Genomic DNA, 13,140 nt, shown 5'->3' on the forward strand with positions numbered 1-13,140 from the left:
AGTCCTGTGGGTGATAGTAAGAAATGAACTGAAGCGCATCTTTTACCGATGTGATTCCCCAACCTAGCCCCGTCCGCGGCGGGCCTCCCGACACCCCTCAGGCGACGGGCTCGACCGACGCGGTCGTGTCGTCCTGGAACTGGGTGGCGTACAGGTCGGCGTACAGCCCGCCGGAGGCGAGCAGCTCCGCGTGCGTGCCCCGCTGCACGACGCGGCCCTGGTCCAGGACGAGGATGAGGTCGGCGTGCCGCACGGTGGACAGCCGGTGGGCGATGACCAACGACGTACGCTCCGCCAGCGCAGCGTCCAGGGCGCGCTGGACGGCCGCCTCCGACTCGCTGTCGAGGTGGGCGGTCGCCTCGTCGAGCACGACGATTCCCGGCGCCTTGAGCAGCAGGCGCGCGATGGCGAGGCGCTGCCGCTCACCGCCGGAGAGTCGGTACCCACGGTCCCCGACGACGGTGTCCAGGCCGTCGGGCAGCTGGCGCACGAGACCTGCGACCTGAGCGGACTCCAGGGCCGCCCACACGTCCGCGTCGTCGGCACCCGGGCGGGCGTACGCGAGGTTGGCCCGGATGGTGTCGTGGAACATGTGGGCGTCCTGGGTGACGTACCCGACGGCGGCCTCCAAGGACTCCAGCGTCACGTCGCGGACGTCTAGGTCGCCGACGCGCACGGCTCCCTGGTTGACGTCGTAGAGCCGCGCCACCAGGTGCGTCATCGTGGACTTGCCCGCGCCCGACGGGCCGACCAGGGCCACCATCTGACCCGGCTCCGCCACGAACGACACGTCGTGCAGCACGGGTCCCGAGTCCCGGCTCTCGGTACGCGCCACCGACTCCAACGATGCCAGGGAGACCTCGTCGGCGCGCGGGTAGGCGAAGCCCACCCCGTCGAACTCGAGCCGGGAGGCAGCGGTCGGCACGGCGACCGCTCCGGGCTTCTCCTCCACCAGCGCCGGGAGGTCCAGCACCTCGAAGACCCGGTCGAAGCTGACCAGCGCCGTCATGACGTCGATGCGTACGTTGGACAGTCCCTGCAGCGGCCCCAGGAGCCTGGTGAGCAGGATGCCGAGGGCCACGACCGTGCCGACCGACAAGCTGCCCCGGATCGCCATCACGCCACCCAGGCCGTACACGAGGGCCGTGGCGAGAGCCGGCACGAGCGTCATGGCAGCCATGAACAGCCGGGTGAGCAGCGAGATCCGTACGCCGAGGTCGCGCACGACGCCGGCCTTCTCCGCGTACAGGGCGTCCTCGTCAGCCCGGCGACCGAACAGCTTGAGCAGCATGGCGCCGCCCACGTTGAACCGTTCAGTCATCACGTTGCCGAGCTCGGCGTTGCCCTCCATCTGCTGGCGGGTCAACCCGGACAGCCGGCGCCCCACCCACGTGGAGGCGAGCCACAGCAACGGGAACATGGCAACGCACAGCAACGTGACCTGCCAGCTCAGGAACGCCATCGTCACGCCCACCACGACCGCGGACACCACGTTGGACACCGTGCCCTGCAGGGTGCTCGTGAACGCGCGCTGCGCCCCGATCACGTCGTTGTTGAGGCGGCTGACCAGGGCGCCGGTCTGGGTGCGGGTGAAGAACGCGATCGACTGGCGCTGGACGTGGGCGAAGACCTGGGTCCGCAGGTCGAAGATCAGGCCCTCGCCGATGCGGCTGGACAGCAACCCTCCGGCCACGGTGAACACCGCGCCCACGAGGGCGACCACGGCAACGACGGCGGCTAGGGTGACCACCAGCCTGACGTCGCCCGGGACCACACCGTCGTCGATGATCCGCTGCAGCAGCAGCGGCGGCACCGCGACGAGCGCGGAGTCGAGCACCGTGATCGTGAGGAAGAGTGCGATGACGCGGCGGTGGGGTCGCGCGAAGGCCAGCACGCGGCGCAGCGTCCGCCGTCCGACCCGTGCGTCCTTGACCGACGGGTCCTGGCGGAGCTGGCGCATGGCCATCCCCTGCATCATCGACATCGCTCTCCTCCTCGGCTCACCCCAGCAGCGCTGCCGCGACCGCGCGGAACCTCCGGATCTGTGCCTCGCGCTCCAGCTGCCGCTGCTCGTCGAGCGAACGGTCGGCGGCGCCCTGCAGCAGCGCCTTGGTCTCAGGCACCACTCCGTCCATCGGAGCGGTGAGGCCCTGGACCAGTGTCGCCACCGCCTCGTCGAGCTCGTCGGCCGGGTGCACGGACTGGGTCAGACCGATCCGCAGCGCCTCGTCGGCGAGCACCACGCGCGCGGTGGCGCAGATCTCCAGTGCCCTGCTGTAGCCAACACTCTCGACGAGGGGCTTTGTTCCCGTCAGGTCCGGCACCAGGCCGAGGGCGGACTCCTTCATGGAGAACTTCGCGTCCTCGGAGGTGATCCGCAGGTCGCACGAGAGGGCCAGCTGGAAACCCGCCCCGATGGCGTACCCGCGCACCTTCGCGATCGACACGATGCGCGGGTCGCGCAGCCAGGTGAAGCCGCGCTGCCACTCGCCGATCTGGTCGGCGCCCTCGGCGTCGGTCGCCGTGAGCAGTGCGCCGACCCCCTCGGGGTTGGTCGGGTCGAGCACGCTCCGGTCGAGGCCGGCCGAGAAGGTCTCGCCGGTGCCCGTGACCACGACGACGCGCACCTGCTCAGGAAGCTCGTCGCCCAGTCGCGCGAGCGCGGTCCACATCTGCGGGGTCTGCGCGTTGCGCACGGCCGGGCGGTCGAGCGTGATCGTGGCGACGGGACCGTCGACCTCCAGCTGGAGGCCGACCGCGGTGAGTTCGTCAGGTGTCATGGCACCATCATGACCTACTGGCCGGTAACTCCGCGGCGACCGGGCCGGATCAGGCCAGGGACACCAGGTCCGCGTAGTCCTCGGTCCACAGGTCCTCGTCGCCGTCCGGCAGCAGCAGCACCCGGTCGGGGTCCAGCGCGCGCACCGCCCCCTCGTCGTGGGTGACCAGCACGATCGCCCCCTGGTACTCGCGGATCGCCGCCAGCACCTCCTCCCGCGAGGCCGGGTCCAGGTTGTTGGTCGGCTCGTCGAGCAGCAGCACGTTGGCGCTCGAGACCACCAGGGTCGCCAGCGCGAGACGCGTCTTCTCGCCGCCCGAGAGCACCGCCGCCGGCTTGTGGGCGTCGTCCCCGGAGAACAGGAAGGACCCGAGAACGGAACGGGCCTGGGTGTCGGTGAGCTGGGGTGCGGCGCTGTGCATGTTCTCCAGCACCGTGCGCTTCACGTCGAGGGTGTCGTGCTCCTGGGCGAAGTACCCGAGCTTGAGCCCGTGCCCCGGCACGACCGAACCGCTGTCAGGCGAGTCCACCCCGGCAAGGATGCGCAGCATCGTGGTCTTGCCCGCCCCGTTGAGACCCAGGATCACCACGCGCGACCCCTTGTCGATCGCGAGGTCGACGCCCGTGAAGACCTCCAACGAGCCGTACGACTTGGACAGCTCGGAGCCCATGAGCGGCGTCTTGCCGCACGGGGCCGGGTCCGGGAAGGCGAGCCGTGCCACCTTGTCGGTCTGACGCTCGGCCTCGACCCCGGACATCATCTTCTCGGCACGCTTGAGCATGGACTGCGCGGCCTGGGCCTTGCTGGCCTTCGCGCGCATCTTGTTGGCCTGGTCGGTGAGGGCCTTCGCCTTGTTCTCGGCGTTCTGACGCTCGCGACGGCGGCGGCGCTCGTCGGTCTCCCGCTGGGAGAGGTACGCCTTCCAGCCCATGTTGTAGATGTCGATGGTCGCGCGGTTGGCGTCCAGGTGCAGGACCCGGTTGACGGTGGCCTCGAGGAGGTCGTTGTCGTGGCTGATCACGATGAACCCGCCGCGGTAGGACTTCAGGAAGTCCCACAGCCAGACGATCGAGTCGGCGTCGAGGTGGTTGGTGGGCTCGTCGAGCAACAGCACCTCGGCGTCGGAGAACAGGATGCGTGCGAGCTCGACACGCCGTCGCTGGCCGCCCGAGAGCGTCTTGAGCGGCTGGGACAGGATGCGGTCCTCGATGCCCAGCGCGGCCGCCATCTGGGCGGCCTCGGCCTCGGCCGCGTACCCGCCGCCGGCGTGCAGCTCGGCGTCGGCCCGCGCCCACCGCTTCATGCCGCGCTCGTGCACGACGGGGTCCGGGCTCCCCATGTCGATCTCGGCCTGGCGCAGGCGGCGCACGACCTCGTCCAGCCCGCGGGCCCCCAGGATGCGGTCACGCGCGATCATCTCGGGGTCGCCGGTGCGCGGGTCCTGCGGCAGGTAGCCGACGGATCCTGTGCTGTGCACGCTGCCGGAGGCCGGTTCTCCCTCCCCGGCGAGGATGCGCGTCATGGTCGTCTTGCCGGCGCCGTTGCGCCCCACGAGACCCACCTTGTCGCCAGCGGCGATGCGGAAGGTCACGTCCTCCATGAGGAGACGGGCGCCCGCGCGTATCTCGAGTTGCTGGGCGGTGATCATGTCGATCGGTAGTCTACGGAAACAGGACGTCTGCTCCGACTTCACGAGCACCCGTCATTCGAAGGAGAGGTCCGCCATGCGCTTCAACCCGAAGGCCAACATCGACAAGAGTCGTGTCCGCGACGTCGGCGGGGGCGGCGGTCTGGGCGGAGGCCTGGGCGGAGGCGGACTCGGTGGGTCGGGCGGCGGTGGACGGATGCAGATCCCCGGCGGCAAGGCCGGCGGCGGTATCGGCGGCATCATCCTGGTGATCGTGGTCCTCGTGATCGGCAGCCTGATGGGCGGCGGCAGCCTGCTCAGCGGGCTCGGCGGTGGGGGCGGCGGGGGCGGCAGTGCGTCGGAGACCGACCGGTACGAGGAGTGCCTGACCGGCGAGGACGCCAACGAGAACTCCGACTGCGCACGCGTGCTGGTCGAGAACTCGATGCGCGCCTACTGGTCCCAGGCGCTGCCCGAGCAGGCCCAGGTGAAGTTCTCCGACGCCACCGTCACGACCTTCAGCGGACAGGTGAGCACCGGCTGCGGTGCCGCGCAGTCGGCCATGGGCCCGTTCTACTGCCCGCCCGACACGGGCATCTACCTCGACTCGACCTTCTTCGACGACGTGCTGATCGGCCAGCTCGGCGGCAAGGGCGGCGACTTCGTCGAGCCGTACGTCCTGGCGCACGAGTACGGGCACCACATCCAGAACCTCACCGGGCAGATCAACCAGGTCAAGACCCAGCAGGGCCCGAAGAGCGACGCGGTCCGGCTCGAACTGCAGGCCGACTGCTACGCCGGCATGTGGACGCGGGCCGCGCAGAGCACCGAGACCGACGCGGACATCGCGATCTTCGAGTCGATCGACCAGGCCGACATCACCGAGGCCATGGACGCCGCGCAGGCGGTCGGTGACGACCGCATCCAGCAGCGCAGCGGCCGCGGCGTCAACCCGGAGGCGTGGACCCACGGTTCGGCCGAGCAGCGTCAGCGCTGGTTCCAGGTCGGCATGACCAAGGGTTCGATGGCCGCCTGCGACACCTTCTCGGCCAGCAGCCTCTGAGCGGGGGCGCCGGTCGGCAACGGCCGGCGCTCACCCGATGAGCAGCTCCAGCAGCCGCACCTGCCGCTGCATGGCGCGGATGTACGGCGCCACCGCCGGGTGCCTGAACTTCCCCGCGAGAGCGCCCTCGCCGTCCGCGACGCGCCGCAACGCCCAGTCGACCCGGGTCAGGGCCGTGTAGACCGCGGTCACCGCCGCCCCGAGCAGGACCTGGTCGCGCTCCGCGCACCCAGCGGGCAGCGCCGCCACGTACGCGTCGAGCATCGGGTCGAACTCCTCCCGTGTCGACAGGGACAGGTACCCCAGGTCGGCGCCCACCGGCCCGGTGCCGAGGTGGGCCCAGTCGACGGCGAGGGCGACGTCACCGTCGCGTCCGGGCGCGTTGGGGATCGAGGGATCGCCGTGCTGGGCGACCTGCGGCAACCCGTCACAGGCGTCGAGCCAGCTGGCCCGACGCTCCCAGAGGTGGTGGCTGACGTCGGCAATGGGGGTACGGGCCAGCAGGGTCCATCCCCCACGCCTCTCGACCAGGCCCAGGCGGGTGCGCAGCTGGTCCCGGGCCAGCCAGGCGTGGCCGCCGAGCTCCGTACCGGCGAACGCCCCGAGCCGGTCCGCCAGCCACAGGCCGGTCGGTGGGTGCGGCGCGACCCACGCGTGGACGAGCGTGATCCCGCCCTCGTCCTCATCGGCGCGGACGAGCCGGGCACCGCGGACACCGGGGCTGGTGGCCACGACCCCCGACAGCGCCACCTCGGCAGCGCGTCGCCAGTGGTTGACGTCATGGATCGCCAGTGCGGCTGCCGGGTCGTACGGGTCCGGTGCGACGAGGCGCTTGACCACGACGGGCTCACCGCCCTCGTGGGTCCGCCACACCCCCCACGTGCTGGGGCCCGCGCCGGGAAGGCGTTCCCAGCCCGGCTCGGGTTGCCACATGCCGCGGAGGCTAGCCGATGTTGCGCCTGCGGTACACGAACCACGCCACCGCGCAGAGCGCGCCCGCGAGCGCGGTCATCACCACAAGCGGCACCCACTGGACGGCCTCGGCCGGCACGCGGGGCGTGTGGGCGTACGGCGAGAGCCGCTGCACCGCCTCGGGGATCTCCAGCAGGTCGCCGAACTCGCCCAGCAGGAGGAAGGTGCTCACGAGCACCCATCCCGCCCAGGTCCAGCGGCTCCGCAGCTGGTGGACCAGCGCCACGAGGGCGATCACCGTCCAGACGGCGGGCACCTGCACCGCACCCGCCACGGTCAGCTCACCCACCGCTGCCCAGTCGCCCTCCGCCAGCGCGTACCCCACTCCCATCGACGCGCCGGTGAGCACGAGGAGCACGGCACTGGACGCGAGGCACAGCAGCAGGACGGCGCTGAGGAGACCGCTGCGCGAGGTGGCCGTCGCCAGGACGAGCTCGGTCCGGCCGGCGTGCTCGTCGTCAGCGGTGTGCACGAGCACGACGACCGCGCAGCAGGTGATGACGACGGCCATGACACCGAGGATGGCCACCACCATCGCGTCCTCGAGCGCCCCAGCCCCGCCCAGCTTCTCCACCATCTCGATCGCGGTCGGGGTGTCCAGGATCCCGGTGATGCCCGGCGTGATGGAGCCGAAGACGACGCCGAGCACGGTGACCGCCAGGCCCCACGCCCACAACGGTCCACGAGCGCCGCGCCGCACGAGCGCACCGGCGTCCCGCAGGTGCACCGAGCCTCGCGCCGGTCCCGGGCGTGCTGCCAGCACACCCGCCCCCAAGTCCCGACGCGACGAGACGATGAACGTGACGGCGAGCAGGAGGGCCGTCAGGGCGCCGTACAGACCGAGCACCCACCACCTCGGGGAGTCGGACCACGCCAGGAGGCGGGTGTTCCAGCCGAGCGGAGACAGCCACGACACCCACGAGTCCGTCGTGTCCCCCACCATGCGGGTGACGTACGCGCCGGCGATCAGGGCGACCGCGATCATCCCGCACGTCCGGGCGGAGGCGGACAGCTGACAGCACAGCGCCGTGCCGGCGCCGAAGACGAGCACGGTGCCGGCCCACGTGGCCCCGAAGAGGAGCGAACCCCGCAGCGGCAGCCCGGTCGACGCGGCCGCGAAAGCGCAGGCGGCGCCCAACACCAGGGCGACGGCCGTCAGCTCGACGACCGTGGCTGTCAACGGCGCGCCACGGCCGACGACCGTCCCGCCCACGAGCTCCGCCCGACCCGACTCCTCCTCGGTCCGCAGGTGTCGACGCACGACCACCATCGCGAAGACGGCCGCCAGCACGGCGTACATCACGGTCATCTTGGTCATCGCGAGCTCGCCGAGGCTGGCGGTGTCGATGATGGGGCCGTACAGCGCGACCACCGCCGGGGCGGCGTTGAACGCCTCCGCAGCGGTGATGCGCTCCGCCCTGGTCGGGTACAGACCGGGCGTGGCGGCGGCCGAGGCGTACACGACGCCCACGAGGACCACCAGCCACGCGGCGAACAGGAAGCGGTCGCGCCGGACTGCGGTCATGGTCAGCCGGCCCGCCCCGGTCAGTGTGCTCACGACGTGGCCTCGCGAACCTCCGGGGTGAGGCGGTACGCCTCGAGGAACAGCTCCTCCAACGACGGCGGCCGCACGGTCAGGCCCGTCACCTGCGCGTTGGAGAGGGCGGCCAGGAGGCCGGTGAGCCCCTCGGGGTCCACCGTGCACGACAGGACGCCCTGGTCCACGACAAGGTCGTGCACCCCGGGGAGCGACGGGTCGACCGGTCCGGGGACCTCGGCGCGCACGTGGTTGCGGCGCAGGTGCCTGAGGTCGCTCAGGGTCCCCGACTCCACGTCCTTGCCCGCGCGGATGATGGTGACGCTGTCCGCCAGCCGCTCCACCTCGCTGAGGATGTGGCTGGAGAGGAGGACCGTGGTGCCGACCGCCTTGTGCTCCGCCACGCAGTCGTTGAAGGTCAGCTCCATCAACGGGTCCAGCCCCGAGGTCGGTTCGTCCAGCAGGAGCAGGTCGACGGGTGCGGCCAGCGCGGCGACCAGGGCCACCTTCTGCCGGTTCCCCTTCGAGTACGCCCGGGCCCGCTTGGTGGGGTCGAGGTCGAACCGCTCGACCAGCTCGTCACGGCGCGTCCGGGCGGGGTCGAGCCCCCGCATCCTCAGCAACATGTCAATCGTCTCGCCCCCGGTGAGATTCGGCCACAGCGCGATGTCACCGGGCACGTACGCCAGTCGACGGTGTACCTGCACGGCGTCGCGCCACGGGTCGAGGCCGAACACCCTGACCTCGCCCGCGTCCGGGCGCAGGAGACCGAGGAGGACCCGGATCGCCGTCGACTTGCCGGCCCCGTTGGGGCCGAGGAAGCCGTGCACCTCCCCCGGCACGACCGTCATCCCGAGTCCGTCCAGAGCCCGGGACCGGCCGAAGCTCTTGACCAGCCCTGACACCTCGATCGGTGTGTTCACACCTCCACGCTAGACCCGGGCGCCGCGTCAGGCGTTGAGGACGAGGACCTCAAACGTGAGGACTTCGGTCACCACGCCCTCGAGCACAGAGCGGCGCGGGTCCGGCACCGCGTGCCAGGTGCCCACGACGGTCACCCGGGACAGGCGCGCGTCGGTGAGAACCTCGTCGACGCCGCTGCGGTCGCCACCCACCACGACCCGCTCCACGCCGTCCAGGACGCGTGCCGCGTGACCCGCCGCAGCCTCGTACGCCTGCCGGGCCTGGTTGTCGCGCCGCCTCGCGAACCGCTGCTGGCTCTGACCGCCCGCCTTGGTCCGGCCCTGCACGTGCCGCTGCCCCACCTTGCTCTCGACGATCCGGGCTCCCTCGAGACGGGCCACCGCGAAGCCGCCCTTGCGGACCAGCAGGACGCCCCACGTGCCGCTGGGTCCCGCGGCCGCCGCGAACTCCGACGGATCCGCACCACCCGCGTACGGCTCCCCCAGCGGGAGCGCGGCCCGGAACCACGAGCCGTCGGCCGCGTCCCCCCGCAGGGCACCGCCCTCGACGGCGTACTCGCTGCGACCGTGCCGCACCGCGAAGTTGTCACACCACCGTGACCAGCGGGCGACCGGCACCCGCACACGCTGGGCCCGCGGGTCGTCGGCCGGGTGGGAGGACGTCACGGGGCGAGCCTAGCCGCGCCCGTTGCTAGCCTCGCGGCATGCCGACCCACGACCACGAGCACCCGTCCGTGGAAGCCTTCTTCCGGGTGGTCACCGTGCTTCCCGACGCCCTCGAGACCTGGCTCAGCACCCCGGAGTCCTCGTCCGTGGGTCAACGCCAGCCGGGGGCTGACCACTCCACCGGCCAGCTGGCCGGCCTGCGCACGCTGGAACTGCTCACGCTGCCGGTCGCCCGGTGGACCGAGTCCGACGTCGCCCACGCCGCCCGCACGGTCGGGTTCGTCCGTCGGCACCGGGCCCAGTGGCCAGCGGGAGACCTGACGCGTCGCCGGTGGCGGTACGCCCTGCGCAACTGGGGTCACGACCCTCTGTGGGAGGAACGCATGGTTCTGCAGCAGGCGGACCAGGGGCGTCAGGTCATCGTGGTGGACGGGCAGCCGGCCGGCCACCTGACCGTGGATGAGGGCCTGGCCGGGTCGCGCGTCGAGGACCTGCGGCTCGAGGAGCACGTCCGGCACCGCTGCCTGGCAGCGGCCGTGCTGCACCGGCTCGCCCTGACCTCGCGCACAGCCACCGAGATCCACCTGACCGGTCCCCAGCTGCGCTGGGAGCCCGCGCTGGGACGGCGAGGGTTCGTACCCGTCAACGCAGAGGCGGACAGCACCACGATGGTGCTGCCCGCCTTCTGAGGGAGTGACGCTCAGACGTTGAAGCCGAGCGCGCGGAGCTGCTCACGGCCGTCCGGGGTGATCTTGTCGGGACCCCACGGCGGCATCCAGACCCAGTTGATGGCCACGTCGTTGACGAGGCCCTCGAGGGCGCCCTCGGTCTGGTCCTGGATGACGTCGGTCAGCGGGCACGCGGCCGAGGTGAGCGTCATGTCGAGAACGGCGTTGTGCGCCTCGTCGAGGTGCACGCCGTAGACGAGGCCGAGGTCGACGACGTTGATCCCGAGCTCGGGGTCGACGACGTCCTTCATCGCCTCGGTCACGTCCTCGACGGTCACGGTGGAGGTCACACCGCTGGCCTCGGGGACCTCGGGGAGGTCGCTGTGCCGGTCCTCGGTGGGGGTGGTCTGGTCACTCATGCTGTCTCCTCGGTAGCTCGGGCGACGGCGTCCTTCCACGCCATCCAGCCCAGAAGGGCACACTTCACGCGGGCGGGGAACTTGGCGACACCGGCGAAGGCGATGCCGTCCTCCAGGACGTCCTCGTCGGGCTCGACCTGACCCTTGCCCTGCATCAGGGTCAGGAAGTCCTCGTGGACCGCCATGGCCTCCCCCACGCGCTTGCCGATGACGAGCTCGGTCATCACCGACGCGGACGCCTGGGAGATCGAGCAGCCCTCGGCGTGGTACGACACGTCGCTGACGACCGCGTCGTCACCGGTGCCCTCGAGGTGCACCCGCAGGGTCACCTCGTCGCCGCAGGTGGGGTTGACGTGGTGCACCTCGGCCTCGAAGGGCTCACGGAGTCCCGCGTTCTGGGGGTTCTTGTAGTGGTCCAGGATGATCTCCTGGTACAGGCTGTCGAGATCTTGCGCGCTCATCACTCAGCCCAACTTGAAGTAGGAACGGGTGTATTCCAGCGCCTCGACCAGCGCGTCGATCTCCTCGGGCGTCGTGTAGAGGTACGACGACATCCGCGTGGAGCTCTGCACGCCGAAGCGGGCGTGCGCGGGCTTCGCGCAGTGGTGACCGGCGCGCACCGCGACGCCACGGGAGTCGAGCACCTGCGCGATGTCGTGCGGGTGCACCCCGTCCAGCTCGAAGGAGACCGCTCCCCCACGCTGGGTCGCGTCCAGCGGCCCGAGGACCGTCAGCCCAGGCACCTGCTGCAGCCCCTCCAGCGCGTACGCCGTGATCGCCTGCTCGTGGGCGTGGATCGCGTCCAGGCCGACCGCGGAGAGGTACTCCACGGCCGCGCCGAGGCCCACGACCTCGACGATCGGCGGCGTCCCCGCCTCGAACTTGTGCGGGATGGGGGCGTACGTCGACCCCTCCATGCGGACGGTCTCGATCATCTCACCGCCCCCGAGGAACGGCGGCAGGGCCTCCAGCAGCTCACGGCGTCCCCACAGGACACCGATCCCGGTGGGGCCGACGACCTTGTGGCCGGTGAAGACGAGGACGTCGGGGCGCTCCTCGACCGGCATCGCGGAGAGGTCGATCGGGAGCTGGGGTGCCGCCTGGGAGGCGTCGACGACCACGATCGCCCCGACCTCGTGGGCCCGGCGGGCGATGGCCGCCACCGGGTTGATGGTCCCCAGCATGTTGGAGACCCAGGTCAGCGCGACCACCTTGGTCCGCTCGGTGATCAGGTCGTCGATCGCGGAGACGTCCAGCGTCCCGTCCTCGGCGATCCCGAACCACCGCAGCGTCGCGCCGGTGCGCTGGGTGACCAGCTGCCACGGCACGATGTTGGAGTGGTGCTCCATCTCCGTGATGACGACCTCGTCGCCCTCGCGGAGCTGGTGCGGCCCCGCCCACGCGAGGGTGTTCGCCACCAGGTTGAGCGCCTCGGAGGCGTTCTTGGTGAAGATCACCTCGTCGCGCGACGGCGCACCGATGAAGGCTGCCACCTTGTCGCGACCGGCCTCGAACGCCTCCGTCGACTCCGCGCCCAGGTGGTGCATGGCACGGGCGATGTTGGCGTTGTGCCGCTCCAGGTGGTCGACCATCGTGTCGATGACGATCTGGGGCTTCTGGGAGGTGTTGGCGCTGTCGAGGTAGACCAGCGGCAGCGTGGTCCCTCCCGGTCCCGGGAAGGTCCGCTCCAGGATCGGGAAGTCCTTGCGGATCACTTCCAGCTCAGGCAGGAGTCCGGGGAGGGACATTCCTAGCTCCTCAGGGGTGCGGGTGCGTGGTCCGGCTCAGGCCTTGGCGGAGACGTACTTGTCGTAGCCCTCGGCCTCGAGCTGGTCGGCCAGCTCGGGGCCTCCCTGCTCGGCGATGCGGCCGTCGACGAAGACGTGCACGAAGTCCGGCTTGATGTAGCGCAGGATGCGCGTGTAGTGGGTGATCAGCAGGACACCCTTGTCGCCCTCGCCGGCGAACCGGTTGACACCCTCGGAGACGACCTTGAGCGCGTCGATGTCGAGGCCGGAGTCGGTCTCGTCCAGGACGGCGACCTTGGGGTCGAGCAGCTCGAGCTGGGCGATCTCGTGACGCTTCTTCTCACCACCGGAGAAGCCCTCGTTGACCGAGCGCTGGCTGAACGAGGCGTCGAGGCCGTTGGAGCCCAGCGCGGCGTTGACGTCCTTGACCCAGGTGCGCAGCTTGGGGGCCTCGCCGTCGATGGCGGTCTTGGCCGTACGCAGGAAGTTGGCCACCGAGACGCCGGGGACCTCGACCGGGTACTGCATGGCGAGGAACAGGCCGGCGCGGGCGCGCTCGTCGACCGACATCTCGAGGACGTCCTCGCCGTCAAGGGTGACGGTGCCGCCGGTGACGGTGTACTTGGGGTGCCCGGCCAGCGAGTACGCCAGCGTGGACTTGCCGGAGCCGTTGGGCCCCATGATCGCGTGGGTCTCGCCGTCCTTGATGGTCAGCGTGACGCCCTTCAGGATCTGCT

13 protein-coding genes are annotated in these 13,140 nt (G+C 71.1%); 2 read left to right on the forward strand and 11 right to left on the reverse strand.

Annotation, left to right across the window (positions count from 1 at the left end; genetic code table 11):
- Positions 1-97: 97 nt before the first annotated feature.
- The 3 genes from ACI379_RS06440 to ACI379_RS06450 are packed head-to-tail and all read right to left on the reverse strand — an operon-like array spanning position 98 to position 4,428.
- Positions 98-1,984 carry an ABC transporter ATP-binding protein gene (locus ACI379_RS06440; RefSeq protein WP_439791250.1) on the reverse strand — a complete coding sequence of 629 codons (1,887 nt, stop codon included), beginning with the start codon at positions 1,982-1,984 and terminating at the stop codon, positions 98-100.
- Between the two features lie 16 nt (positions 1,985-2,000).
- Entirely contained in the window at positions 2,001-2,780 is a 780-nt protein-coding gene (locus tag ACI379_RS06445; RefSeq protein ID WP_439791251.1) for an enoyl-CoA hydratase/isomerase family protein, read from the reverse strand.
- 49 nt (positions 2,781-2,829) lie between these two features.
- Positions 2,830-4,428: an ABC-F family ATP-binding cassette domain-containing protein gene (locus ACI379_RS06450; RefSeq protein WP_439791252.1), complete on the reverse strand. Its 1,599-nt coding sequence runs from the start codon at positions 4,426-4,428 to the stop codon at positions 2,830-2,832.
- Positions 4,429-4,504: 76 nt separating this feature from the next.
- On the opposite strand from ACI379_RS06450, the gene ypfJ reads away from it, so the two are divergent.
- The gene (gene ypfJ, locus ACI379_RS06455) at positions 4,505-5,470 is read left to right on the forward strand and encodes a KPN_02809 family neutral zinc metallopeptidase (protein ID WP_439791253.1); all 966 of its coding nucleotides are present in this window, start codon (positions 4,505-4,507) and stop codon (positions 5,468-5,470) included.
- Between the two features lie 30 nt (positions 5,471-5,500).
- Here the strand turns inward: ypfJ and ACI379_RS06460 are convergent, their stop codons facing one another.
- From ACI379_RS06460 to ACI379_RS06475, 4 genes are read right to left on the reverse strand one after another with little or no spacing between them, the layout of a single operon-like run.
- On the reverse strand, positions 5,501-6,403 hold the full coding sequence (locus ACI379_RS06460) for a phosphotransferase (RefSeq protein ID WP_439791254.1): 903 nt from the start codon (positions 6,401-6,403) through the stop codon (positions 5,501-5,503).
- A 10-nt stretch (positions 6,404-6,413) separates the two neighbouring features.
- A complete protein-coding gene (locus tag ACI379_RS06465; protein ID WP_439791255.1) occupies positions 6,414-8,000 on the reverse strand; it encodes an ABC transporter permease in 1,587 nt (528 codons plus the stop codon).
- Positions 7,997-8,902: an ABC transporter ATP-binding protein gene (locus ACI379_RS06470; RefSeq protein WP_439791256.1), complete on the reverse strand. Its 906-nt coding sequence runs from the start codon at positions 8,900-8,902 to the stop codon at positions 7,997-7,999. The genes ACI379_RS06465 and ACI379_RS06470 overlap by 4 nt, the downstream gene beginning before the upstream one ends.
- A gap of 27 nt (positions 8,903-8,929) precedes the next feature.
- Positions 8,930-9,568 carry an acVLRF1 family peptidyl-tRNA hydrolase gene (locus ACI379_RS06475; protein WP_439791257.1) on the reverse strand — a complete coding sequence of 213 codons (639 nt, stop codon included), beginning with the start codon at positions 9,566-9,568 and terminating at the stop codon, positions 8,930-8,932.
- A 38-nt stretch (positions 9,569-9,606) separates the two neighbouring features.
- Here ACI379_RS06475 and ACI379_RS06480 point away from each other — a divergent pair, with 38 nt between their 5' ends.
- On the forward strand, positions 9,607-10,257 hold the full coding sequence (locus tag ACI379_RS06480) for a DUF3140 domain-containing protein (protein ID WP_439791258.1): 651 nt from the start codon (positions 9,607-9,609) through the stop codon (positions 10,255-10,257).
- Between the two features lie 11 nt (positions 10,258-10,268).
- Here ACI379_RS06480 and ACI379_RS06485 read toward each other — a convergent pair whose 3' ends face one another.
- From ACI379_RS06485 to sufC, 4 genes are all read right to left on the reverse strand, one after another.
- A complete protein-coding gene (locus ACI379_RS06485) occupies positions 10,269-10,655 on the reverse strand; it encodes a metal-sulfur cluster assembly factor (RefSeq protein ID WP_439791259.1) in 387 nt (128 codons plus the stop codon).
- A complete protein-coding gene (gene sufU / locus ACI379_RS06490; protein WP_439791260.1) occupies positions 10,652-11,116 on the reverse strand; it encodes a Fe-S cluster assembly sulfur transfer protein SufU in 465 nt (154 codons plus the stop codon). Before sufU ends, ACI379_RS06485 begins: the two co-directional genes overlap by 4 nt.
- A gap of 3 nt (positions 11,117-11,119) precedes the next feature.
- Entirely contained in the window at positions 11,120-12,403 is a 1,284-nt protein-coding gene (locus ACI379_RS06495) for a cysteine desulfurase (protein ID WP_439791261.1), read from the reverse strand.
- A gap of 36 nt (positions 12,404-12,439) precedes the next feature.
- On the reverse strand, positions 12,440-13,140 hold a 701-nt coding region (gene sufC / locus ACI379_RS06500; protein WP_439791262.1), incomplete at its 5' end, for a Fe-S cluster assembly ATPase SufC.

The sequence above is a fragment of the Nocardioides sp. genome (genome assembly GCF_051876515.1).
Lineage (GTDB): Bacteria > Actinomycetota > Actinomycetes > Propionibacteriales > Nocardioidaceae > Nocardioides.

Coding starts and splice junctions, on each gene's coding strand:
- ACI379_RS06440 (WP_439791250.1), bottom strand. CDS start 1,984: ATGTCGATGATGCAGGGGATGGCCATGCGCCAGCTCCGCCAGGACCCG.
- ACI379_RS06445 (WP_439791251.1), bottom strand. CDS start 2,780: ATGACACCTGACGAACTCACCGCGGTCGGCCTCCAGCTGGAGGTCGAC.
- ACI379_RS06450 (WP_439791252.1), bottom strand. CDS start 4,428: ATGATCACCGCCCAGCAACTCGAGATACGCGCGGGCGCCCGTCTCCTC.
- ypfJ (WP_439791253.1), top strand. CDS start 4,505: ATGCGCTTCAACCCGAAGGCCAACATCGACAAGAGTCGTGTCCGCGAC.
- ACI379_RS06460 (WP_439791254.1), bottom strand. CDS start 6,403: ATGTGGCAACCCGAGCCGGGCTGGGAACGCCTTCCCGGCGCGGGCCCC.
- ACI379_RS06480 (WP_439791258.1), top strand. CDS start 9,607: ATGCCGACCCACGACCACGAGCACCCGTCCGTGGAAGCCTTCTTCCGG.
- ACI379_RS06485 (WP_439791259.1), bottom strand. CDS start 10,655: ATGAGTGACCAGACCACCCCCACCGAGGACCGGCACAGCGACCTCCCC.
- sufU (WP_439791260.1), bottom strand. CDS start 11,116: ATGAGCGCGCAAGATCTCGACAGCCTGTACCAGGAGATCATCCTGGAC.
- ACI379_RS06495 (WP_439791261.1), bottom strand. CDS start 12,403: ATGTCCCTCCCCGGACTCCTGCCTGAGCTGGAAGTGATCCGCAAGGAC.